This window comes from Bacillus sp. FSL W8-0640 (assembly GCF_038007725.1).
Classification (GTDB): domain Bacteria; phylum Bacillota; class Bacilli; order Bacillales; family Bacillaceae_G; genus Bacillus_A; species Bacillus_A cereus.
Map to the genome: position 1 here is coordinate 4,842,784 of NZ_JBBOXT010000001.1, position 25,607 is coordinate 4,868,390.

Below are 25,607 nucleotides of genomic sequence, written 5' to 3' on the forward strand. Positions count from 1 at the left end.
TTTTATTTTTTTAATTTAGTTAGTCTTCGTATCCCACTTAAAGATTTTATTTAAGAATTTATATACATTCTTCGACTCTTTTGTCAGAAGTGGGCCTAAAATGGATAGTATAAGCACGTATAGTGCTGAAAATGGTTTCAGTACTGACATTAAACCACCGGCGATGCCGATATTAGCCATAATGATGGAGAACTCTCCTCTTGAAACGATTGTTAATCCGATATTTGTTGATGCCTTATGAGATAATCCAGCTTGTCTTCCTGCGATCATTCCTGCTACAAAGTTACCGATTATCGTAAGAAGGACAGCACCTAACGTTAACCATATCGCTCCGCCTAATGAGAACGGATCAATACTTAACCCGAAGCTGAAGAAGAAAATAGCTCCGAAAAAGTCTCTAAATGGAACAACAAGATGTTCAATTCGGTCACTATGCTCTGTCTCAGAGAAAACTAATCCTAGAAGAAGTGCTCCAATTGCTTCTGCAACGTGAATTGTTTCTGAAAAACCAGCAATGAAGAATAACGAAGCAAATACTACAATAATAAAGATTTCATCTGAGCTAATATTGAGCAATTTATTTAATAACGGCGTAGCCTTTCTAGCTACTATAAAGAATAGAAGCATATATCCTAAAGCAATTCCAATTGAAGTAAGGGCACCTAAGAAGGAAGCGTGATCTCCAAGTACTAAACCAGAAACAACTGATAAATATACAGCAAGGAATATATCTTCAAACATAATAATTCCTAAAATTAATTCGGTTTCATTATTACCAGTTCTTCTTAAGTCCACTAACACTTTAGCAACGATAGCGCTAGAAGAAATCGTAATAATACCCGCAATAATTAAGATTTCTAGTAATGGGAATCCCATTATAAATCCGTATAACAAACCAAGTGAAAAGTTAATTAAAATATAAATCGTTCCGCCAATCGCAATAGAGCGTCCAGATTTAATTAGTTTTTTCATTGAAAATTCTAATCCTAGATAGAATAGAAGGAATAGAACCCCAATTCGTCCAAGGAAGGAAATTACACTTGCACTTTCAATAAATTTGAGATCGATAACACCTATTGTCGGTGCATGCGGTCCTACTAACATTCCAAGAACGATTAGAAAAGGAATTACTGAGAATTTAAATTTTCCAGCAATTACTGCTGCAATTGCCACTAAAACTAAAGCTGTACCAACTTCAAAAATTAACGTATCCATCTAATCAGTCCCCCCTATTTGAAAGTAATTCATTAATGATTTTTTTAATTTCTTCTCTCTCACCTGAAACTACAAGCATATCTCCTTCTTCAATTACTGTTTCTGGTCCTGGATTAAATAGCTTCTTCATGTTCTTCTTCATAACCGCGATTATTGTTACGCTATATGTTTTTCTTATTTCAAGATCGCCAATTGTTTTTCCGATTGCTGGAGCTGTATTCTCCACTTTGAACCACTCAATCGCTAAACCTTCAAAAACCATCTCAACATTTTCTAACGCCCTAGGCTTATATACCATTCCACCTAATATTGCAGCGATTTGTCTTGCCTCTGAGTCACGTAGTGAAATACTTGAGATGCTTTCTTCATGGTCTGAATCAAAATGATACATTTCTCTACGACCATCATCATGAATGACAATTACCATCTTTTCATTGCCTTTCGTAACGATTTGAAACTTATAACCAATACCCGGAAGTTCACTTTCTCTAATATTCATTTTTAGCTCCTCCATAACTTGTTTATTTTAATTTTCTGTTTTTCTGTCTTTTATTCATCCAATCAACTTTAGAAATTCTAACCACTCAGGATATTTGTGATTTGGAAATCTTTTATTGTAATAATAAGTGGACCCTAAAAAGATACTTAAAGATGTAATGATAAAAAATATATTACTTCTCATTTTCAAACTCTCAAGGCTTACTTTCCATAAAGAATCTTCTTTCAAATTATCCCCACCTTCTCGCTTTAAATTTAGTTTTTTAAAATGTAAATAATTCTAAAAATATTACGATGTAACATAATCATAACATAAAAATGTTTTAAGTAACATAATTTTTTAGAAAAATTGATTCTCGTATATTTTTTGCATATAATTTTCTTATTACGAAAAAAAGGAAGTGTATTATATGGTTGATATCTTTAGCAGATTCCTTGAGGTAACGAATAATATTTTATGGTCATATATTCTTATTGCAATGTTAATCGGCTTCGGTCTTTACTTCTCTTTTAAATTAAAATTTGTCCAAATTACTCATTTCAGTGAGATGGTCAGCTTAATTAGTAAAGGGTTTAATCGAAAAGAAAAAAAGAAAGATAGCATCTCACCATTCCAAGCATTTTGCTTAAGTGCAGCAGCACGTATCGGTATCGGAAACTTAGCTGGTGTAGCATTAGCAATTTCAATGGGTGGACCTGGCGCAATATTTTGGATGTGGTTTATCGCAATTATCGGAGCAGCTACTAGTTTTGTAGAATGTACACTTGCGCAAATTTATAAAGTAAAAGATGGAAGTAGGTTCCGTGGTGGACCAGCATATTACATGGAAAAAGGGTTAAACAAACGCTGGATGGGCGTCTGGTTTTCACTTCTTATTACAGTTGCGTACGGATTAATTTTCAATTCAGTGCAAGCAAATACAGTAACAATAGCGTTTGAAAATGCTTTTGGACTAGAGCGAACAATCGTAGGAGCTCTATTAGCCTTATTAGTTGCAGTTATTATTTTTGGTGGCATTAAGAGCATTTCACGTATTACAGAAATGATTGTTCCGCCAATGGCAATCGTTTATATCGGCGTGGCTATTTTTGTCGTTATTAACAACTTCAGTATGTTACCAAGCATTTTCATGGAAATCTTTAACGGTGCATTCGGTTTAGACCAAGCCATCGCTGGTGGTATTGGAGCAGCAATCAAGTTCGGAATTCAGCGCGGTTTATTCGCTACAGAAGCGGGAATGGGTAGTTCTCCTAATGCAGCCGCAACATCTGATGTATCTCACCCTGTAAAACAAGGGCTTGTTCAAGCGTTAGGCGTTTTCGTAGATACATTCTTAGTATGTACATCAACAGCATTTATCGTATTATGTTCTGGACTTTACAAAGGATCAAATTTAGAAGGTATCGAATTAACACAAAACGCATTAAGTTCACAAATTGGACCGTGGGCAAGCACTTTCTTAGCGATTATTATTTTCCTATTCGCTTTCAGTTCACTTCTAGGAAACTACTATTATGGTGAAACAAATATCGCATTCATTAAAGAAAGTAAAACATGGTTAATGATTTATCGTGTTGCAGTTGTCGGAATGGTATTCTTCGGATCAATCGCTGCTCTTAAAACAGTTTGGAGTTTAGCTGATTTATTCATGGGACTAATGGTATTCACAAACTTAATTGCCATCTCATTCCTTAGCAAATTTGCTTACGCTGCATTAGTAGACTATTTGAAGCAAAAGAAACAAGGAAAAGATCCTGTCTTCGTTGCAAACTCTATCCCTGGCTTAAAGAATACAGAGTGCTGGGATGGGCAAGATGTAGAAGAAAAACAAAAGGCTGTTTAACAAATAAAAGCGGAAGCGGCTCGTTCAGAATCTCAGGACACTTCAAGCTCTCGACCTTGAAGCGCTTTTTGCTTCGAGCGAGAGAGCGAAATGACCGGAGATTCTAGCCGCTGGAGCTGGATATCAATTAAAAGCGGAGGTGACTTGCTCAGAACAGGAGGGCATTGGAGCTCCTGACGAAGAGGCGTTCTTTGCCTCACAGGAAGGCGCGAAATGACCGACTGGTCTAGTCACCGGAGCTGGATATCATTAAAAGCACAAGCGGCTCGTTTAGAACAAGAGCCATATCTCAAACAAAGGCCCTATTACTTCACCGTAATAGGGCCTTTTATTTACAACAGTTCATAATTTGTTCAAATTAATTCCAGCAAAAGGGTTGATTTATAGAGATTACTAGATTATAATGATTATAAATTAGTAATTGATATCACATAACAACTCAAAAGGAGATTGATCATAATGAACAAACAAGTAATCGAAGTATTAAACAAACAAGTAGCAGACTGGAGCGTTTTATTCACAAAACTTCACAACTTCCATTGGTACGTAAAAGGACCTCAATTCTTCACATTACACGAGAAATTCGAAGAACTTTACACAGAATCAGCTACTCACATCGATGAAATTGCAGAACGTATTTTAGCAATTGGCGGCAAACCAGTAGCAACAATGAAAGAATACTTAGAACTATCTTCTATTCAAGAAGCAGCATACGGAGAAACTGCAGAAGGGATGGTCGAAGCAATCATGAAAGACTACGAAATGATGCTAGTCGAACTGAAAAAAGGCATGGAAATCGCTCAAGACTCTGACGATGAAATGACATCTGACCTACTACTAGGCATCTACACAGAACTAGAAAAACACGCTTGGATGCTACGTGCGTTCTTGAATCAATAATAATTAAAAGCGGAAGCGGCTCGTTCAGAATCGCAGGGCATTGGAGCTCTCGACCTTGAAGCGCTTTTTGCTTCGAGCGAGAGAGCGAAATGACCGGAGATTCTAGCCGCTGGAGCTGGATATCACCTAAAAGCGGAAGCGGCTTGCTCAGAATGTGAGGGGGATGGAGCTTTTGACGTAGAGGCGCTCTTTGCCTCGCAGGAAAAAGCGAAGCCACCGAACATTCTAGCTACCGGAGCTGGATATCATTAAAAGCGGAAGCGGCTCGTTCAGAGTCGCTTTTTTCTATAGATTGGTCGCGCATGCTGGTACATGAAATTTATATCAGCGATTTTTCCAATATATCGGCGATTCCCCCCAATATATCAGCGATTATCCAATTATATCGGCGATTCCCTCCAATATATCAGCGATTTTTCAATTATATCGACTTATCGACAAATCACGACAATATTAACAAACACCTCTCCCCTACTTTTATCAATATATTACAATCTCATCTATGTTAAAATATAGGAAACACCCTTTAGTATCATAGACCCAAAAAGCTTTTCCAAATTCATCATTTACTACTTAAATGACGGGAGTGGTTCAGTTGAAAGACTACTTAATTAGAGCATTTTTTGCGTTAATAACAGTTGGGATTCTCTTACTTATAGCTAATATTTTCAATATACGTGTCGAGGTTAAGGACTATGCTTTCCTCGTTGTCGTAGCAATTGGTGGCGGCTGGGGTGGCTGGTACCTGTATAAAAAACAAAGCAATCAAAATAATAAAGGCATTCCAAAGTAATACGGAATGCCTCTTTTTATTGCCTTCTGTAATAAATAATGAAATTCAGACCACTAATACAACCAATCGCAATAAACATACAAAACGATTGTGGATCTCCACCTAGATTATACTCATCAACGATAAATCCAGACATAAACAACGTTATCGCGGAAACACCGATACATAATACCGAAATAAACCAAAGCGAAAATTCATTAATCAACTCTTTCTTCTGTCTCAAAACAATTAGCATAACAAGAATAGACGCTGCTAAAATACTTTTAAAAACCGGACGTAAATATACGAACTCCTCCATCTATTTCTCCTTTCCCAAAAACATTACATCTAAACATTAACATATTTAACCAAATTAAAAACACATGCCATCTTAAATTAAAACGACATGTGTTTCCGTATTTGCTATGATAGTTGCTTCCACTTCGTTCCCAAAACAGGACGCTCATAATTTTGGATTGCATGAATTAGTTTATCTGCTGTCTCTGCTGAAACGATCAATTCTTTATTTGATGGATTCATAAATCCTTCTTCTGCTGCACGTTCAACCATTTGCAAAATTGGTCCGTAAAAACCTTTTATGTTTAATAAACCAACCGGCTTATTATGTATACCAATTTGTGACCAACATACAACTTCAAATAGTTCTTCAAACGTTCCGTATCCACCTGGAAGCGCGATAAAAGCATCCGCAAGCTCTGCCATTTTCGCTTTACGTTCGTGCATTGTTTCTACTTCAATTAATTCCGTTAATCCTGTATGCACAATCTCTCCTCTAAATAGACCGCGCGGCATAACACCTGTTACACGTCCACCTAAACGAAGAACTTCGTTTGCTACTTCTCCCATTAATCCGACACATGAACCACCGTATACGAGCTCATAATCGTTCTCAACAAACATTTTACCTAACTGAATTGCCTGCTCTTTAAATTCCGGTCTCTCCCCTAAATTAGAACCTGCAAACACACAAATCTTTCTCATCCCTACACCCCAAAACTATATATTGTTATGATACAATGAACATTGTACAACATATTGAGGAGATGAGGAAGAAATGGATATCGTTGCATTTCAAAGATGGGTTGAGGAATTTTACGAAAAACGAAGCTGGTCACAGTATAATGCCTTTATTCGCTTAAATTTCTTAACCGAGGAAGTTGGGGAAGTTTCACGAGTCGTTCGTGCTATTGAAATTGGCCGCGATCGCCCTGATGAAGATGCGAAAACAGAAGAAGAGCTAAAACAAGAACTAAAAGAAGAACTTGGCGATGTACTATCTAACCTTATTATTCTTTCGCAAAAATATGATTTAGACTTACAAGACATTATGGATGCACACGTCACAAAGCTTTCGAAAAGGTTCGAAGTATCTAAATGAGAATATTATCAATTATGGTATAATATTATTGTCACAATACTAAGGGGGATTTTATGTTATCAAAAAAATTGCACGACGCATTAAATGAACAAATGAACTTTGAATTTTACTCTGCCCATGCTTATATGGCAATGGCTGCTTACTGTACAGCTGAGAGCTATGATGGATTCGCTAACTTTTTCCTTGTACAAGCTGAAGAAGAACGTTTCCACGCAATGAAGCTTTACAACTATATTAATGACCGCGGAGAACGCGCTATTATTACTGGATTTGATAATCCAAATAACGAATACGAATCTGTATTAAACGCTTTTGAAGTCGCACTTGAGCACGAGCGTGAAGTAACGAAACGTATTTATAACTTATCTGATATCGCTTGGGACGAGCGTGAACATGCAACAATTACATTCTTAAAATGGTTCGTTGACGAACAAGTTGAAGAAGAAGCTTCATTCGATAGCATCATTCAAAAATTAAAACGTATTACAAGCGATTCAAACGCACTGTTTATGCTAGATGCTGAATTAGAGAAACGTACATTTACGCCTCCAGCTGAATAATATTTCAATCACCTTAATACATGAATTAAGGTGATTTTTTTGTTTGCTCTCTATCTTAAAATCACCTTAAATTTCCTCATATTTGACATAGTGCCAGCTATAAAATGGTATTATTTTCAATATAAAAACGAATATACGAGGAGAGGAAAAATGAATCAACGTGTAGAAGCTGTTGATGCAATTCGTGGTTTCGCTTTGTTTGGCATTTTACTAGTCAATATGACATTAATTCAATTCGGGTTCTTCACCAGTGAAAAACCAACTTATCTATTCGGCGATCTTGATAAAGGCGCTAATTGGTTTATTCAATTCTTCGGCACACATAACTTTATATCCCTATTTTCTTTTCTATTTGGACTTAGCATTATTTTGTTACAAAAAAGTATTATCGCAAAAGGAAAAAAATTCTTCCCCACATACATAAGACGTATTATCATTCTTTTACTACTCGGCTACATTCACGGCACTTTTGTTTGGGAGGGCGATATTTTATTTGCATACGGAATAATCGGGATTTTCTTAATGATGTTCATCAATCGAAAACCGAAAACTTTGCTCATTTGGGCGATTATTCTACTCGCACTTATTACACTTATGTCTTATCAAACTGATCCATCTACAAATATAAATGATTTTGCACCTTATACTGAAAAAGAACATAAAGTCCATCAAACTGGAAGCTATATGGATCACGTCAACTTTAGATTGACTGAAAATCCTTTTGATTACATGGGAATTGACGGTGCATTCGGATTATTTTTCATATCAGTTTTCGCAATAATTTTTATGTCTCCACTGTTCCTACTCGGAATGTATGTAGGGAAAAAAGGCTGGCTATTTGAGGTCAGTAAACATATACCTGCTGTCAAAAAAATATGGTTTGCCACCGGTCTCTTCTCTTTTACAATTAAAATCTTAGCTATGTTCGTAAAGCACCCGCTTTTAATTATGTTACAAGATGGCCTTACACCAGTAACTATGACCTTCTTTTACGGAAGCACAATCATTTTATTATTCCATTACAAAAAAGCAACCCGTCTACTAACATACATGGCGAACATGGGGAAAATGTCCGTTAGTAATTACTTAGCTCAATCTATTATCGCAACAACCATTTTTTACGCATATGGATTTGGCTTATACGGGAAAATCGGCTATTTCTTCGGTATTCTTTTAACCATCGGAATTTATACGATTCAATTATTCGTTAGCACCTATTGGCTCCAGAAATACCGAATGGGGCCAGTGGAATATGTGTGGAGACTGGGAACTTATTTAGAGAAACCACGTTTTAAAAGAGACTTGGATAAAGCAAGTTAAACAAAAAAAGCAATGAGCCTACGCTCATTGCTTTTCTTAATTTATTAAAGCATAACCCCAACGATAATCGCTGATAATATACTTACTAATGTTGCACCGTATACAAGTTTTAAACCGAATGATGATACAACGTTTGCTTGTTTGCCATCGATACTCTTCGTTGCACCTGCGATAATTCCGATAGACGAGAAGTTCGCAAATGATACAAGGAAGATAGATAAAATACCTACTGTACGAGCTGATAAATCACCAGCTACTTTTCCAAGGTCAAGCATTGCAACGAATTCGTTCGTTACTAATTTTGTTGCCATAATTTGTCCTGCTTGTAGCATCTCTGATGTTGGAATACCCATTACGAATGCTAATGGTGAGAAGATGTATCCTAAAATGCTTTGGAATGTGATTCCGAAAATTGAATCGAATACACCGTTAATTGCTGTAATTAATGCTACGAAACCGATTAACATCGCCGCTACTGTTACAGCGATTGAGAAACCAAGCATAATATATTCGCCTAACATTTCAAAGAATGTTTGTTTCTTGTCTTCTTGTAATTCTAAAATATCGTCTTCTTCTTTTACTTCATATGGATTAATGATATGAACGATAATGAATCCACTGAATAAGTTTAATACAAGTGCCGTTACTACATATTTTGGATCAATCATTTTCATATAAGAACCGACGATTGACATCGATACTGTAGACATTGAAGATGCACAAAGTGTGTATAAGCGATTTTTCGGTAATTTGCTTAGTTGATCTTTTACTGTAATGAATACTTCCCCTTGACCAACGATTGCAGCTGCTACCGCATTATATGATTCTAGTTTTCCTAAACCGTTAACTTTACTTAATAGAAAACCGACTGCACGAATGATAATCGGTAAAACTTTAATATGTTGCAGAATCCCGATTAGTACTGCTAAGAAAATAATCGGTAATAATACTGTTAAGAAGAATGGTGCTTGTCCATCGTTTGCTAGACCACCAAATACGAAATTAACCCCAGCTTCCGCAAATTTTAAAATAGCGCCAAATCCATCTGCGATTCCTTTTACTAATACGAATCCGACCTTTGTATTTAGTAAGAAATACGCAAGTACCAATTGAATGACAAGCATAAGTGCAATTGGTTTATATTTAATTTTCTTACGATCTGAACTGATAAGGAAACCTAGTACAAACACTACAAGTAAACCGACTAGAAACATTACGAACTTCATATGTGAATCCTCCACTTCTCCCACGAGTTATTGGTCGTATAACGTATAACGAATGACGTCTGACCATTGTTGTTAAAAAAATTTAAAACCCCTAAAACTATTCAACTGTCATCTAAAATCAGTAAGCGTTTACATAAATTGCAATTTATAAAAGGTAGCTTCTTCTCTCCTACCATAATTGAAAGTCTGAAATTGATACCACCTACAAATCAAATTGTAAGCGTTATCTAGACGAAATGCAATATAAATTTTAAAAGATTTTTATATGTTAATATATTCCTAATTAATTGGTTTTTTCATGCAAATTTACCATAAAAATAGCCCTAGCTATGAGCTAGAGCCATCTTTTTTATAACATAACACCAACGATAATCGCTGATAGAATACTTACTAATGTCGCACCGTACACAAGGCGTAGACCAAATGATGATACAACATTTGATTGATTTTCATCGATACCTTTCGTTGCACCTGCGATAATTCCGATAGATGAGAAGTTCGCAAATGATACAAGGAATACAGAAAGGATACCAACTGTACGAGCCGATAAATCACCAGCTACTTTTCCAAGATCAAGCATCGCAACAAACTCGTTTGATACTAATTTTGTTGCCATAATTTGTCCGGCTGTTACCATCTCAGCTTCCGGGATACCCATTACGAATGCTAATGGTGAGAAAATATATCCTAAAATAGCTTGGAATGTAATACCGAACATTGAATCAAACAAGCTATTAATTGCTGTAATTAATGCTACGAAACCAAGTAACATAGCTGCTACTGTAATCGCAATCGTGAAACCAAGCATAATGTACTCGCTTAGCATTTCAAAGAATGATTGTTTTTTCTTATTTTCTAATTTCAGTGTATCTTCTTCTTCTGTAATATCGTACGGGTTAATAATATGAATGATAATGAAACCACTAAATAAATTTAATACAAGTGCTGTTACTACATATTTCGGTTCGATCATTTTCATATAAGAACCAACGATTGACATCGACACTGTCGACATAGAAGATGCACATAATGTATATAAACGATGTTTTGGGATTTTACTTAATTGATCTTTTACTGTAATAAATACTTCTGCTTGTCCAACAATGGCAGCTGCTACTGCATTATATGATTCTAGTTTTCCTAGACCATTTACTTTACTTAACAACGTACCAATAGCACGAATAAATATCGGTAAAATTTTAAAGTGTTGCAGAATTCCGATTAAAACCGCAAAGAATACGATTGGTAATAGCGCTGTTAAGAAGAATGAAACCTCTCCTTTATTAACAAGACCACCAAATACGAAAACGATTCCAGCTTCCGCATATCCAAGAAGTGCGCCAAATCCATCTGAAATTCCTTTTACTAAAATATAACCAACTTGCGTATTTAATAAGAAATAAGATAATGCTAGCTGAATAATAAGCATAATTGCGATTGGTTTATACTTAATCTTCTTTCGATCGGCACTTATAAGAAAACCGAGTACAAATACAACGAGTAATCCTACAAGGAACATAACAAACTTCATTAATAAAATCCTCCATTTAACTCTTCATTAACGTTGAACGTCTGACCATTCAAAACAAGAAATAATCCGAACTTTCCATTTCTCCTCCGTAACCTTCGATTGGATAGGAAATGTCATAAAAACTCTTGTTTCAAAGGCATTTTCCATTCTAACATAAATCACAACTCATATCCGCACTTTTCTTTAAAAAATTACATTTAATTATGAAATGCTCATAAATGTTCGTCTTTTACCATCTATAAACAACTGGATAAAACAAAAAATGAGCATCAAGTTTCACTTGATGCTCACCTCATTATACTGCTTTTTCTTTATCAGCTACTGCTGACTTATCCCAGCACTCTGTATTTTTCAAACCTGGAATAGAATCCGCATAGAATACCGGATCTTTCCCTTGTTTCTTTTGATTTACGTAATCTGATAATGCCGCAAAAGCATACTTAGAGAGGAATACAATCGCCACTAAGTTAATAACAGCCATAATACCCATGAATAAATCTGCTACATCCCAAACGATTTGAATTGTCGCTACAGATCCTAACATAACCATACCAAGTACAGCAATGCGGTACGCTGTTAATAGCACTTTACTTCCATTTAAGAATTCAATATTTGTTTCACCATAGTAGTAGTTACCTACTAATGAACTAAATGCAAACAAGAAGATTGCAACTGCTACAAATATAGAAGCCCATGGACCGATATGTTGACTTAACGCCTGCTGCGTTAATTGAATTCCATTTAAATCAGCTGCATTATGCACATCTGATAAAAGAATAATAAATGCTGTACAACTACAAATTAATAATGTATCTGTAAATACCCCTAAAGTTTGAATAAAACCTTGTTTAACTGGATGCGTTACGTTTGCAGTCGCTGCTGCGTTCGGCGCACTACCCATACCTGCTTCATTTGAGAATAATCCGCGTTTTACCCCTAGTAAAATCGCGGCTCCTAATCCTCCACCTACTACTTCTTTAATTCCGAAAGCATGTAAGAAAATCTCTTTAAATACATACGGAATTGCCGTAATGTTTGTTACAACAACGAATAATGCCACTGCTACATAAATAATTGCCATTACTGGAACAATCATTTCAACCGCGCGAGCAATTCGTTTTACTCCGCCGAAAATGATAACGGCAAGTAAACCAGCCATAACAAGACCTACTAATCTACTATCTGTTTTGAATGCCCCATCAAAAGCTGCCGCTACAGTATTAGACTGTACAGCATTAAAAATCAATCCGAAACTTACTGTTATTAGAACAGAGAACACAACACCTAACCAGCGTTTATTTAAACCCTTTTCCATATAATACGCTGGGCCCCCACGGAATGCATTCCCATCTTTCACTTTATAAATTTGCGCTAATGTGCTCTCTACAAATGCAGAAGCACCCCCAATTACCGCGATTAACCACATCCAAAATACTGCTCCTGGACCACCCGCTGAAATTGCGATAGCTACACCAGCTAAGTTACCAGTACCTACACGAGAAGCTGTACTCATACAAAATGCTTGGAATGATGATACGCCGCTCTTCTCTTTTTGTGCTTTCCTCGTTTTCGAGCTTGCTCCATCCCCAAGCAATCGAATCATTTCACCGAAGTAACGAACTTGGACAAATTTCACACGAAATGAAAAATAGAGCCCTAACCCAATTAACATCGCAATAATGACATATGACCAAAGGATATTATTTACATCCCCAATTACCCTAGCTAAAAAATCCATATTTGCATTGCCCCCTCTTCCTAACAATAAGAAAATTATATTCTAAAAACTTTTAGTAATCAAGAACTTTATGTTAGGTTTCATGACATGAATACGTTAACTATCTTAACATATGTGTTTTTTTCATAAAAATATAGCTATTACATGCATTTATCCAATACTCAATCTCTTATCCTCTTCGACCAGCCATACTTTTAAAACAGTACGTTCCCCACAAATAACGAGAGGAACAAACAAAAAAGTTATATTAATAATTACCCCTCACCCTTTTCATCATTTACTACAACAAAAAAGGCGAGCATCAAATTTACCTCGATGCTCGCCTTTTCAATTACACTGCTTTTTCTTTATCTGTTACCACTGGCTTATCCCAGCACTCTGTATTCGTTAAACCAGGAATAGAATCTGCACTGAAGACTGGATCTTCCCCTTGTTTCTTTTGCCTTACATAGTCTGTTAATGCCGCGTACGCAAATCGGCCAAGAAGTGTAATCGCAATTAAGTTCGTTATTACCATTAGACCCATAAATAAGTCTGCCATATTCCATACAACTTGAAGCGTCGCAACAGAACCGAATAATACCATTCCAACTACCGCAACACGGTAAATTGTTAACCACGTTTTACTTTGCTTAATAAATTCAATATTTGTTTCACCATAGTAGTAGTTTCCTAGAAGTGAACTGAAAGCGAATAAGAAAATAATAATCGCTAAGAAACTGCTCGCCCACGGGCCAATTTGTGAACTTAATGCATTTTGTGTTAGTTCAATACCTTCTAAATTCGTTGCTTTATATGCACCAGAACATAGTACGATAAATGCTGTTGATGTACATACTAAGAATGTATCTACTAAAACCCCGATTGTTTGAATAAAACCTTGTTTGGCTGGATGCGTTACATCAGCTGTTGCTGCCGCGTTCGGCGCACTACCCATACCTGCTTCGTTCGCAAATAATCCGCGCTGAATACCATATTTCATCGCAGCACCGATACCACCGCCTACAGCTGAATCTAAACCAAATGCACCTTTAAAGATTTCTGTAAACACATCTGGTAGTAAATAGAAGTTTTTAATAACAACGAAAATCGCTACCGCAATATAAAGAATTGCCATTGGCGGAACAATCATTTCCGACATACGTGCAATACTTTTTACACCACCAAAAATAATAACCGCAACTAATACTGCTAATACAATCCCAACAACGTAACGCTCAATACCAAATGCATTTTTAAACGCTAATGTAACTGTGTTTGCTTGTACTGAGTTGAAAATTAAACCGTAACTAATTGTAATCAGAATAGAGAACCAAATCCCCATCCAACGTTTATTTAAACCTTTTTCCATATAATAAGCAGGACCACCACGGAAGCCACTGCCATCTTTTATTTTATAAATTTGTGCAAGCGTACTTTCTACGAAACTTGAAGAAGCCCCGATAATCGCAATAACCCACATCCAAAATACAGCTCCAGGTCCTCCCATAGAAATAGCTAACGCTACACCAGCTAAGTTCCCGATACCAATACGAGCTGCAGAACTCATACAAAATGCTTGGAACGATGATACGCTGCCCTTTTTACGTGTCTTTCCAGTTAGTCCATCACTCATTAAACGAATCATTTCACCTAAATGAGTAATTTGTACAAATTTCAATTTAATAGAAAAATAAAGACCTAAACCAATTAACATTGCAATAAGAATATATGACCAAAGAATTGTATTTGTTGATGAAATAAATTGCTCTAAAATATTCATACAATTAACCCCTCCTTTTCTCCATAAAACGAATTATATTTAAAAAACATTCAAAAATCAACATTTTTCGACAATTTGCAATTTCCAAATATTAGCCAGGTTCACAGTAACAATATCTTTATGACTGACTACCCTCCCTCTAACTGTGCATACTAAAACAAAAAATAAATTCACAAACAACCCTATTGACAAAAATACCAACCTGTAACTATAATGATTACAACAAGTTGTAACAAACCTAATTACAACAAATTCATTTACTTTCAGATATACACTTTAACAAAACACTTTGGAGGGATTTATTATGAAAATCGGAATTATCGGAGCAACTGGTAAAGCAGGAAGTCGTATTTTAAAAGAAGCATTGAATCGCGGACATGAAGTAACTGCAATCGTAAGAAACGCTGCAAAAATTACAGAAGAAAACGTAAAAGTTTTAGAGAAAGATGTATTCTCTCTTACATCTAACGACCTGCAGGCATTTGACGTAGTTGTAAATGCATTCGGTGCTCCAGCAGGCGAAGAACACCTTCACGTAGATGCAGGAAACGTACTTATTGAAGCTATGAAAGGTGCACCAAATACAAAATTACTTGTAGTTGGAGGCGCTGGAAGCTTATTTGTAGACGAAGAGAAAACAACACGTGTATTTGAGACACCAGGTTTCCCGAAAGAATATCTTGCAACAGCTCAAAACCAAGGTAAAAACTTAGAAATTTTACAACAAACAAATGATATCACTTGGACATTCATCAGCCCTTCTGCACTATTCGCATTAGGAAAACGCACTGGTTCTTACAAAGCTGGCAAAGACAATCTTCTTGTTAACTCAAAAGGTGATAGCTACGTAAGTTACGAAGACTTCGCAGTTGCAGCACTTGATGAGATTGAAAACCCAAAACATGTAAACGAACGCTTCACAGTAGTTTCTGAAGCTGAATAATAAAAAAAGCTCGTAAAACATAATGTTTCACGAGCTTTTTCTTATTATTGCACTTGCTCTAAACCATTTGGAGTAATCTTAAAGGAAATTTCTTTAAACTTTTTCTTATCTCCTTTTCCAACTAACTCACTCTTTTTATACCAATTCAAACGATCTGATTCCGCATGATACACTTTCACTACGTCACCATACTCGAACGCCATACCATTTACTTGTTCTGCAAAATTCTGCGAAGTTTCTTGTCCTTCTGCGGTTACATGCTTTTTCTCAGTTCCATTTTGATCATAAATCGTAAGGCCTATATACTGTTCATTTACAAAGCGATAATGAATCTCATCATTTGTAAATGTTGCATGTAATTTCTTTTCAGCGTGGTTTAACGTAATAATTGAACGTGTAACATCGGACACACCTTGATAGACTAGACTATCCCCATATGTCACTTCTACAGGAACTTCCGTCACTTTCTTATTTCCAAATCGATCTTTCGTTTCTACTTTCACTTTTTGCTGACCAATTTTTGTCGTATCTATTTCCCCTACAAAACCTACTACTTCTCCACCCTGTACTTCAACAAAGTTCTTCGCGTCTAGCGTTTCGCTATTTGTTCCGATTACTACTTGCTGCGGATTTGCTTTTACTGTTTGCTCACCGTCTAATCTTTCAAATCCATTTTCAGTTATTTTGAAGACTAATTCCTTTATCTCTTTACTTTTTCCTTCGCCCACATATACATCTTTTTGATACCAATGTAAACGAGAAGATTCCGCATGATATACTTTCACTACATCTCCATACTCAAATGCAATTCCATTTACTTCCTTAGCAAATTCTTGCGTATTCTCTAAACCTTTTACTGCTATATTTTTCTTCACTCTTCCTTCTTTATCGTACAATGTGAATTCAAAATACTTTTCATCTTTAAAGTAATCATGAATTAGGTTCTTTGTATCTGTCGCACTCAGTTTTTTCGTATCATGATGCAAAGTTACAATTGATTTCAAGTCACCATCTCTATAGCTCAGCCCATATACAAGTAGGCTATCTCCATATGTTACTGTTAGAGGAACTTCTGTCACTTTCTTATTTCCAAATCGATCTTTCGTTTCTACTTTTACTTTTTGTTCTCCGATTTTTGATGTATTTGGTTTTTCTGCAAAACCAACCACTTCTCCATATTTTACTTGTACAAATTCTTTCGGATCTAGTTTCTCTACATCCATTCCAACTACTACTTTTTGCGGTTTCGCCGTCACTTCTTGTAAACTATCTTTTAATTCGAACCCTTGCTCAGTGATTTGGAATAATTTCTCTTTTTTATTTTTAGCCTTCCCTTGATCTACAAGTGTATTATTTTGGTACCACTTCAGACGATCCGGTTCTGCATGGAATACTTTTACTACATCACCATATTCAAAATCCAATTCATTTAGTTCCATCGCAAATCTTTTTCCCGTTTCTTGTCCTTCTGCAGATACACGTTTCTTTTCAATCCCATTTCGATCATATAGCGTTAAGCCCATATATTCTTCTTTTTCAAAACGGTAATGTATTTCATTATTAGTAAAGTTTACATTTAATTTCTTCTTATTGTGGTGAAGTGTCACTGTCGACATTACATCATCTGAAAGTCCTTGAAAAACTATACTGTCATCATAAAATCCGTTAACTTGGACAGGAATTGAATTTTTATTTCCTTTCTCATCCCCAATTTCTACTAACACTTCCTGTTTACCATTCTCTAATTTAGGCCATACAATCTTTCCTGTTACTTTTACATTCTCACCTAAATTTCGAACAAGTTTACTTGCTTCATTCTCGTCAGAATCTGTACCAACTAAAAGATTTTGTACTTCATTAGCAGGTTCACCATATGGAACCTTATACGGTTCAACTTGCTTCTCACGAATATCATTACTATCTGTAGCTTTCCAGATTTCCTTTTCTAATTTAGGTAACTTTGATTTTTCTATTTTCTCTCTAATATCATCATTTGGTGTTAATCCCCATTCCTCAAAGAAAGGAATTAAATTTTGCCCTGCCACTTGCGATGTCATATAAATAAATAGCTGCTTTTTCTCTTCATCAGAATGAGGCATTTCACTCTGAGGTAACAAACGATAAGCTTGATGTAACCTAGGATAAAAATGTTCTCCATACACTACATTTAATTGCCAAAACATTGTAAGAGGATTAATGTCATCAATGAATCTTTCTGCTTTAGGCTTCTCTAAATACTCAAATGAGTTTTTATAGTGCTCATCCATTTCTAATTGATTCCCTAACGCCTTTTGAGCAGCTAATGAGTAAATATTTACTGTTACTTCCCTTACTTTAGACCACTTCCACGGTTCTTGCTGATGTAAATGACCAACTTCATGCCACGGTCCCCATCCATCCTTCTCAAGTACCTCTATATCTAAAACTCTATTCATTGCAGTTGGAATATATCCTGTATGATAATGTTTTGCAAACATAAAGTCCCCTTTAGCAGGCTTCCGTTTTTCAACAAACTGAACATAATGAGTTGGAGATTTTGCAAACCCAACACTGTCCTCAGATAATCCTGCCACTGCGTTTTCTAAACGGATAATCTTATCATGCAATTTCATTAAATCTGTTGGATCCGTATTCTTCATATATTTCTGCACAGAATCGTAAGTAGTAGTAATTAAGCTTCTCTCACCTTTTAATTCAACTGCATAAGGATCCTTATATTTTTTTAACATTTCATCCCAATCTTTTTTTGTATGCTTACCTAAAATAAATAAAGGAAAGTGACTACCACCATTTGTAACGGAAGCTGTTACTTCTCCTTCGTTATTCATATTATAAAAATATAAAATACCGCCTCTTGAAGATGAAATAACATTTTTCCCTGGTTTTAAATTAAACTCCTCTGGGTCCTTTTCATCATAAGATCTCGTTCCAATAAAAGCTTGGATAGACTGCGTTCCTTTTATGTCAATTGTAATCTCTTCATTTGGCTCTGCATAAATTCCAGTCGGTTCATTAGCGGAAAGTTTCCAAGTAACTCTTAAACGATTATTTTCTTCTTCTACGCTACCTTTCCCCGGCAACTGAAATACTCTCTGCTCAAACTTATTCTCTTTTACCTCTTCTAATTTCCCACCTTTATTTTCTTCCAAAGGTGCTGCATATCCTTTCGATGCTTCGAAAGCTACTGGCGATAATAATGTAGATATACATATTCCAGCTACTAATACCCTACTCGTCTTTTTCTTCGACATAATCTGTGTCCCCTGTTCCTTTATTTAGATAAACTACCCTATATATTCATCTAATAAGTAATCCTATTATTCCTATAAAAACATTTGATGAATGGACTAACACCTCGCGCACCTGTATATATTACTACCGCATTTCTCTCCATGCATTCGCTTTCTTACATTGTAAAATTTATATGTAATATGCCCTCCTCACTTCTCTCTATTTGTGATGAGTTCTCTTGCTACATAAAAAAGAGAATAGTAAAAGATATTTTTCAGTATTGTCATCTATACATCTAAAAATAAAAATAACAATAAAAACTTACATTTTCTTCATATATGACCATCTATAGGTAGTTTTTCCAAATGAATTTTACACGCTTTACACTTTGTTTGATAGCCTCTCTAATTAGAATAATGTTACAATTTCGTGAATAAAATCTATTTATTGCAACGTTTAGATTTTGTCACATTTTATTATTTTTAAATACTTTTTAAAACGTTAAAATAGTGTTTCACTCGATTAATTATTATCTTGATATACCTTTAAAGAATTCATATGAAAAAGCATTGGCATACGCCAATGCTTTTTCATTATCTCTTTTGATTCGGTTTATGCGGTTCATTTGGAGTATATGGCTTATTTGGTTTATTTGGAGCCTCAGCCTTTTTCCAACTTACCGCTAACTCTGGACTTGTTTTTTCTTCACTACGCTCAAGTAATACTACTGCATTTTGAATAGTCGGTGTACCTTTATGCGCAATCCCTTGTAATTTCGTTAAATTTCCTGATACTTTAAAGCTAAATCCACCAGCTGGTGTTTGTTTCGGAATTAAAATGCGGAACTTTTCTCCTACATTAAATTCTGTTTTTGTTTCGCCTTTTTCATTTGCAAATTTCACGCCCGCTGGCGCACCTGTTGCTTGCACTTTATACGTTCCGCTTTTTGCATTTGTTTCTACTGTATATAAACCTGTTTCAAAGAAATCATTTTTTAATACTGCTTCTTGTTCTTCTGTAGGAGTTACACTCATCGTAATTTCTTGTAACTCTTCACTAGCGCTTGCTTTTGCAACGATGTCTTTCGTTACTTTCTCTACATTTTTATTGCGGAAATCTAAATCATTAATATCGATTTGTTTTAACGCATTCCACACTGCAAGCTGCGTTGCGTAATGTGCTTCTCTCCAATCAGAAACACCTAATTCTTGTGGACTCTTTTGTGGATATCCATTCAATAGTACACGGTATACGTTAATATCCACTTTCCCCATTTCCGGTAAATCTTGACCGCTTGGAGATTTCAAATCTACATTTAAGCAAAAAGCAATTTTGCCATCTGCGGTTTTAATAAGCTCTGTTCGAATTGGTTTCTTCTTTGACTTACTATAACTCCAATTCATTTCATACTTTGTATGGTCCATAACTTCTGCAAATGCTTTTTGAAGCGGGAATAACACAAATAAAACACTTAAAAACATAGCTAAAATCTTGAACGATTGCTTTATATTCATGTTTACAGCCCCTTATCACAAACTTAATACTAAGTAGTATTTATTTAGAAACTATTTTTATGCACAAAAAAAGAGTGCTTTTACGCACTCTTCTTTCTTACTTTAATCTTAGAAATCGAAGTTATCAGGATCCGGACCAACGCGGTGATTTTGATTTAACGCATCGATTTTTTCCATATCTTCTTTCGTTAATTCGAAATTAAATATATCGGCATTTGCAATAATGCGGTGTTCTTTCGTTGATTTTGGAATAGTGATTACTCCATTTTGAAGATCCCAACGTAAAATAACTTGCGCTGTTGTTTTACCGTGTTTCTCAGCAATTTCTTGTAATTTTTCGTTATCTAATAATTGACCTTGCATAAGTGGTGACCATGCTTCCATTTGAATACCTTGTTCTTTACAGAAAGCTTGTAATTCTTTTTGTGTTAAACGAGGGTGGTATTCTACTTGGTTAATCATTGGTTTAATTTCTGCATCTTTCATTACATCTTGTAAGTGATGAATTTGGAAATTACTTACCCCAATTGCACGTACGCGTTTTTCGTTATAAAGTGTTTCTAACGCTCTCCACGTATCTTTATATTTCCCTTCTACAGGCCAATGAACAAGGTATAAATCTAAATAATCCAGCTCTAATTTTTTTAAGCTTTCTTCATATGCAGCAAGTGTCGTTTCATATCCTTGATCCGAATTCCACACTTTTGAAGTAATGAATAAATCTTCACGAGAAATGCCTGCTTCTTTTATACCCGCGCGAATTCCTTCACCTACAGCTTTTTCATTTCCGTAAATTGCAGCTGTATCAATGCTGCGGTATCCTGCTTTAATCGCCGATTTCACTGCTTCTACAAGTTCTGGTCCATCCTCTACTTTAAATACACCTAAACCGAACCAAGGCATTTCTACACCATTATTTAATACTGTTTTACTTTGTAAGTTTTTCATTTTATTTTCTCTCCTTTTATTTTACTTGATCTCTTTTTTCTAATGTCATACTCCACGCAGTTAAAACAACAGCACCTACTACCATAATTCCACCTACCCAAGCCGTATGAATTAATCCTAACGAGTTCGTTACAATACCGCCCAAGTAAGCACCAAGAGCAATTCCTGCGTTAAATGCTGCAATGTTAATCGCCGATGCTACATCAACAGCGCTAGGTACAAACCTCTCAGCTAATATAACAACATACACTTGTAGCCCTGGAACATTCATAAATGCGAATAGTCCCATGAAAATAATTGTGATGAATCCAGCGACTTTAAATGGCGCTGTAAATGTTAAAACAAATAATACAATCGCTTGAATAAAGAACATGTAAAATAACGCTCGAATCGGATTATGGTTTGATAATTTTCCCCCGACCATATTCCCAATCGCAATTGCAATTCCGTATACTAACAAAATAATTGTAACGGTACTTGCTTTAAATCCTGTTACTTCTTGTAATAACGGAGATAAATACGTAAATGTTACGAACGTTCCCCCGTATCCTAATGCAGTAATAATAAATAAAAGTAACAGTCTTCCATTCGTAATCAGCTTAAATTGATCGCGAAATGATACAGACGTACCTTTTTTTAAATTAGGAGGAATTAGCATACTATTGGCGATTAAAGCAACGATTCCAATGGCCACAATAACAATAAACGAGGCCCTCCAGCCAAATTGTTGACCGATAAATGTTCCAATTGGTACACCTGTAATAGTCGCAACAGTTAAACCAGTAAACATAAATGCTATTGCACTTGCACGTTTATTCTCAGGTACAAGCGCAGCCGCAATTGTAGATCCAATTGACATAAAAACACCATGCGCAAATGCAGATACAACCCTCGCAATAAGTAACACAGTAAAACTTGTTGCTACCGCCGCAATTCCATTACCAATAATGAAAATAATCATAATCCACATTAATAACGTCTTTCGCGACATACTAGCTGTTAATGACGTTAATACTGGAGCACCAAACGCTACTCCTAATGCATATAAAGAAACAGTTAACCCCGCTGTTGTAACAGAAACATGTAAATCCTCTGAGATAGATGGTAATAAGCCGACACTAATAAATTCAGTTGTACCAATTCCAAACGCACTAATTGCTAGTGCTAATAAAGCAAACATACTTCTCCGATTCGTCTGCATAACCGAAGAAGATACTGTATATGAATTCAATTGAACTCCTCCTTAATGCGAGAAATCCAATCATAATAGTATGATAAAAAGGCCTTTTTATCTTCTACAAAAATAACTTTACTGTTGATATACGCTATTATGAATGGCTTTACTCTTTTTTTGAAGAACGCACTTAAAAGTACGATAGGTACCTAAAAGTAACATAGGCACTTTTTAGTACCGTACTACTCATTTCCCTCTTACGTATGCTATTATGGAACATATTCAACATGATAAAAAGTACGTACTTTAAAGTGCTATAGGCACTTTTTAGTAACATTTAATTATTTAGCTTCTTTTGTTGGAGAACTTAAATCTACATTCATCAAAGGAGATTTTTATATGAAGAAATACAATATTCCCGTTGAAGCGACTTTAGAGGTTATCGGTGGAAAATGGAAGGTTGTTATCCTTTGTCATCTAACGAAAGGCACAAAAAGAACGAGTGAACTAAAACGTTTAATGCCTGGGATTACACAAAAAATGTTAACTCAGCAATTACGTGAATTAGAAGACGATGGGGTTATTCAAAGAAAGGTATACAATCAAGTACCACCAAAAGTAGAATATTCACTTACAGAATACGGTTGGTCTTTAGAGTCCATTCTTGATTCTCTTTGTACTTGGGGCGAATGCCATCTTGAAAAAAGCGGTAACACATCGATGCTAATTGTAGAAGGTGAATAATAGGAAAAAGGAAAAAACGAACATGAATTTGTTCATTTTTTCCTTTTTTTCTTTATATGTATATACATTTCTAACTGGAACAAAATATTTTATACGCTTTCATACCTTGTCAGCACTACGTTATACACTTAATATCAAATAATTAGGAATCATTTTTATGTTAACATAGGTGTATATAGTATATAATATAGGATATATATTATATACACTTTCCGGTAACGGAGCTTTTCCATTATGCGGACAAGCCATGTATCGGACAGTTCATAAATAATAAGTAAGACGTTATGGTTTTAGATTTATGTTTGCAGCTTACTTGCTGTCATAAATTTAAAGGCATTTTATTGTGTTTTGTGAAACTTTGTATAAAGTTTCGTAAACGTTTACTATCTTACTTATAAAAAATAAGAGTATTGCTATCGTAAAGGAGAATTGGAGATGCCAGAAACTATGACTCAAACAAAGCCAGAACAAGAAACTGTACAAATTTCTGCTAGCCAAGGACAACTTGATGTACTTGATCAGTTGTTAAAACCTGAGGTACAAGAATCATTAACAACACTAGTAGAACAGCTTCCAAAATTAACTGAGCTTGTTAACATTTTAACTAAGTCTTATGACTTCGCTCAAACTGTTGCTACTGATGAAGTATTAAAAAGCGACACTGTTGGTGCAATTACAGAGCTTGTAGAACCTGTAAAAGATACAGTGAAAAGCATGGCTGCAACTGCAATCGAAGCGAAAGATCGTGCTGAAGAAAGCAACGAAGTTATCGGCCTATTCGGTCTGTTAAAATTACTAAAAGATCCACAAGCACAAAAAATGTTCCGCTTTGTGAACGCATATCTTCAAATTAGTGCAGAACGTAACAATAAATAATTTAACTTATAACAACAATTAGTAAAGACGGGGGATATCATACTATGTCAAAACAAATTGTCATCTTAGGCGCTGGTTATGGCGGTCTTCTTGCCGCTTTAAACGTACGTAAATATTACAGCAAATCAGAAGCACAAGTTACAGTGATTAACCAATACCCAACACACCAAATCATCACTGAACTACACCGACTTGCAGCTGGTAACGTGTCTGAGCAAGCAGTTGCAATGCCACTTACAAAGCTTTTCAAAGGGAAAGACATCGATCTTAAAATCGCAACAGTTGAGTCATTCTCAGTTGATAGCAAAGAAATCAAACTAGCTGGTGGCACTACTTTATCTTACGATGCACTTGTAGTTGCTTTAGGAAGTAAAACTGCTTACTTCGGTATTCCAGGACTAGAAGAAAACAGCATGGTATTAAAATCTGCTGCTGATGCAAACAAAATCTACAAACACGTTGAAGACCGTATTCGTGAATACGCGAAAACGAAAAACGAAGCTGATGCTACAATCGTAATCGGTGGTGGCGGATTAACTGGCGTTGAGCTAGTTGGTGAGCTTGCTGACATTATGCCTAAACTTGCAAAAAGCCACGGCGTAAATCCAAAAGAAGTGAAACTTCTTCTTGTTGAAGCAGGTCCAAAAATCCTTCCAGTATTACCAGACCACTTAATCGAACGTGCAACTACTAGCCTAGAAGCACGCGGTGTTACATTCTTAACTGGTCTTCCTGTAACAAACGTTGCTGGCAATGAAATCGACTTAAAAGACGGTCAAAAACTTGTTGCTAACACATTCGTTTGGACAGGCGGCGTACAAGGTAACCCATTAATCGGTGAATCAGGTCTTGAAGTTAACCGTGGACGTGCAACAGTTGATGCATACCTACAATCTACTTCTCACAAAGACGTATTCGTTGCTGGAGACAGCGCTGTTGTCTTCGCTCCAGACGGACGTCCATACCCACCAACTGCACAAATCGCTTGGCAAATGGGTGAGTTAATTGGATACAACTTATACGCAGCACTAGAAGGCAAAGCATTAGAAGAGTTCGCACCTGTAAACTCTGGAACACTTGCTAGTCTAGGACGTAAAGATGCGGTTGCTACAATTGGAGCAAGCAATACTCCACTTAAAGGCTTACCAGCATCATTAATGAAAGAAGCAAGTAACGTTCGTTACTTATCACACATTAAAGGTCTATTCAGCTTAGCTTACTAATCTGAATATAAGCCCGAATCATGCCCTGCATGGTTCGGGCTATTTTTTATCCGTAATTTTCTCTAACTTATTTATTCGTCAAAAAAATTATATACCCTTTAAATTTATCTAAATATACTGACTTTTTATAATAAAAGCTGTCCCGTTCGGAACAGCTCTTATTGTCGCTTTTTGTCGGTAAATCGATAT

General features: G+C 35.8%; 22 protein-coding genes. 10 read left to right on the top strand and 12 right to left on the bottom strand.

What is annotated here, in order from left to right; genetic code table 11:
• Positions 1-15: 15 nt before the first annotated feature.
• Both N2V80_RS25185 and N2V80_RS25190 read right to left on the bottom strand, forming a co-directional pair.
• Positions 16-1,215 (bottom strand): cation:proton antiporter, encoded by a 1,200-nt coding sequence (locus N2V80_RS25185; protein WP_000380223.1) that lies wholly within the window; start codon positions 1,213-1,215, stop codon positions 16-18.
• Between the two features lie 4 nt (positions 1,216-1,219).
• Complete coding sequence (locus tag N2V80_RS25190) at positions 1,220-1,714, bottom strand: cation:proton antiporter regulatory subunit (RefSeq protein ID WP_001026075.1); 495 nt, start codon at positions 1,712-1,714, stop codon at positions 1,220-1,222.
• Positions 1,715-2,123: 409 nt separating this feature from the next.
• Between N2V80_RS25190 and N2V80_RS25195 the strand changes: the two genes are divergently transcribed.
• From N2V80_RS25195 to N2V80_RS25205, 3 genes are all read left to right on the top strand, one after another.
• Positions 2,124-3,557, top strand: a complete 1,434-nt coding sequence (locus N2V80_RS25195) for an alanine/glycine:cation symporter family protein (protein WP_000227591.1) — start codon at positions 2,124-2,126, stop codon at positions 3,555-3,557.
• Positions 3,558-4,016: 459 nt separating this feature from the next.
• Positions 4,017-4,457: a Dps family protein gene (locus N2V80_RS25200; RefSeq protein ID WP_001041895.1), complete on the top strand. Its 441-nt coding sequence runs from the start codon at positions 4,017-4,019 to the stop codon at positions 4,455-4,457.
• Between the two features lie 595 nt (positions 4,458-5,052).
• Positions 5,053-5,250 carry a hypothetical protein gene (locus N2V80_RS25205; RefSeq protein WP_000656313.1) on the top strand — a complete coding sequence of 66 codons (198 nt, stop codon included), beginning with the start codon at positions 5,053-5,055 and terminating at the stop codon, positions 5,248-5,250.
• Positions 5,251-5,266: 16 nt separating this feature from the next.
• Here the strand turns inward: N2V80_RS25205 and N2V80_RS25210 are convergent, their stop codons facing one another.
• Both N2V80_RS25210 and N2V80_RS25215 read right to left on the bottom strand, forming a co-directional pair.
• Positions 5,267-5,548 (bottom strand): hypothetical protein, encoded by a 282-nt coding sequence (locus tag N2V80_RS25210; RefSeq protein ID WP_000390910.1) that lies wholly within the window; start codon positions 5,546-5,548, stop codon positions 5,267-5,269.
• Between the two features lie 104 nt (positions 5,549-5,652).
• A complete protein-coding gene (locus N2V80_RS25215; RefSeq protein ID WP_001225751.1) occupies positions 5,653-6,231 on the bottom strand; it encodes an LOG family protein in 579 nt (192 codons plus the stop codon).
• Positions 6,232-6,304: 73 nt separating this feature from the next.
• On the opposite strand from N2V80_RS25215, the gene N2V80_RS25220 reads away from it, so the two are divergent.
• From N2V80_RS25220 to N2V80_RS25230, 3 genes are all read left to right on the top strand, one after another.
• Positions 6,305-6,628 carry a MazG nucleotide pyrophosphohydrolase domain-containing protein gene (locus tag N2V80_RS25220; protein WP_000355749.1) on the top strand — a complete coding sequence of 108 codons (324 nt, stop codon included), beginning with the start codon at positions 6,305-6,307 and terminating at the stop codon, positions 6,626-6,628.
• Positions 6,629-6,681: 53 nt separating this feature from the next.
• The gene (locus N2V80_RS25225; RefSeq protein ID WP_000949403.1) at positions 6,682-7,188 is read left to right on the top strand and encodes a ferritin; all 507 of its coding nucleotides are present in this window, start codon (positions 6,682-6,684) and stop codon (positions 7,186-7,188) included.
• Positions 7,189-7,338: 150 nt separating this feature from the next.
• Positions 7,339-8,508, top strand: coding sequence for a DUF418 domain-containing protein (locus N2V80_RS25230; protein WP_001076356.1), 1,170 nt, complete (start codon positions 7,339-7,341; stop codon positions 8,506-8,508).
• Positions 8,509-8,552: 44 nt separating this feature from the next.
• Here the strand turns inward: N2V80_RS25230 and N2V80_RS25235 are convergent, their stop codons facing one another.
• The 4 genes from N2V80_RS25235 to N2V80_RS25250 form a co-directional block, all read right to left on the bottom strand.
• The gene (locus tag N2V80_RS25235) at positions 8,553-9,734 is read right to left on the bottom strand and encodes a NupC/NupG family nucleoside CNT transporter (protein ID WP_000673874.1); all 1,182 of its coding nucleotides are present in this window, start codon (positions 9,732-9,734) and stop codon (positions 8,553-8,555) included.
• Between the two features lie 349 nt (positions 9,735-10,083).
• On the bottom strand, positions 10,084-11,265 hold the full coding sequence (locus N2V80_RS25240) for a NupC/NupG family nucleoside CNT transporter (RefSeq protein WP_061655246.1): 1,182 nt from the start codon (positions 11,263-11,265) through the stop codon (positions 10,084-10,086).
• 295 nt (positions 11,266-11,560) lie between these two features.
• Positions 11,561-13,003: an alanine/glycine:cation symporter family protein gene (locus tag N2V80_RS25245; RefSeq protein ID WP_000346416.1), complete on the bottom strand. Its 1,443-nt coding sequence runs from the start codon at positions 13,001-13,003 to the stop codon at positions 11,561-11,563.
• Positions 13,004-13,334: 331 nt separating this feature from the next.
• Complete coding sequence (locus N2V80_RS25250) at positions 13,335-14,765, bottom strand: alanine/glycine:cation symporter family protein (RefSeq protein ID WP_061655245.1); 1,431 nt, start codon at positions 14,763-14,765, stop codon at positions 13,335-13,337.
• Between the two features lie 304 nt (positions 14,766-15,069).
• Between N2V80_RS25250 and N2V80_RS25255 the strand changes: the two genes are divergently transcribed.
• Positions 15,070-15,708, top strand: a complete 639-nt coding sequence (locus N2V80_RS25255; RefSeq protein ID WP_016110915.1) for an NAD(P)-dependent oxidoreductase — start codon at positions 15,070-15,072, stop codon at positions 15,706-15,708.
• A 44-nt stretch (positions 15,709-15,752) separates the two neighbouring features.
• Here N2V80_RS25255 and N2V80_RS25260 read toward each other — a convergent pair whose 3' ends face one another.
• The 4 genes from N2V80_RS25260 to N2V80_RS25275 form a co-directional block, all read right to left on the bottom strand.
• Positions 15,753-18,959, bottom strand: coding sequence for a putative mucin/carbohydrate-binding domain-containing protein (locus N2V80_RS25260; protein ID WP_061655244.1), 3,207 nt, complete (start codon positions 18,957-18,959; stop codon positions 15,753-15,755).
• A 573-nt stretch (positions 18,960-19,532) separates the two neighbouring features.
• Positions 19,533-20,453, bottom strand: a complete 921-nt coding sequence (locus N2V80_RS25265; RefSeq protein ID WP_001022514.1) for a thioester domain-containing protein — start codon at positions 20,451-20,453, stop codon at positions 19,533-19,535.
• 108 nt (positions 20,454-20,561) lie between these two features.
• A complete protein-coding gene (locus N2V80_RS25270; RefSeq protein ID WP_000793551.1) occupies positions 20,562-21,401 on the bottom strand; it encodes an aldo/keto reductase in 840 nt (279 codons plus the stop codon).
• Between the two features lie 16 nt (positions 21,402-21,417).
• The gene (locus N2V80_RS25275) at positions 21,418-22,602 is read right to left on the bottom strand and encodes an MFS transporter (protein ID WP_167091631.1); all 1,185 of its coding nucleotides are present in this window, start codon (positions 22,600-22,602) and stop codon (positions 21,418-21,420) included.
• 372 nt (positions 22,603-22,974) lie between these two features.
• On the opposite strand from N2V80_RS25275, the gene N2V80_RS25280 reads away from it, so the two are divergent.
• The 3 genes from N2V80_RS25280 to N2V80_RS25290 all read left to right on the top strand — a co-directional run bounded on the left by N2V80_RS25280 (position 22,975) and on the right by N2V80_RS25290 (position 25,418).
• A complete protein-coding gene (locus N2V80_RS25280; protein ID WP_000760475.1) occupies positions 22,975-23,319 on the top strand; it encodes a winged helix-turn-helix transcriptional regulator in 345 nt (114 codons plus the stop codon).
• Positions 23,320-23,754: 435 nt separating this feature from the next.
• The gene (locus tag N2V80_RS25285) at positions 23,755-24,195 is read left to right on the top strand and encodes a DUF1641 domain-containing protein (protein WP_001115311.1); all 441 of its coding nucleotides are present in this window, start codon (positions 23,755-23,757) and stop codon (positions 24,193-24,195) included.
• Positions 24,196-24,239: 44 nt separating this feature from the next.
• Positions 24,240-25,418, top strand: a complete 1,179-nt coding sequence (locus N2V80_RS25290) for an NAD(P)/FAD-dependent oxidoreductase (protein ID WP_000043203.1) — start codon at positions 24,240-24,242, stop codon at positions 25,416-25,418.
• Positions 25,419-25,607: the final 189 nt, after the last annotated feature.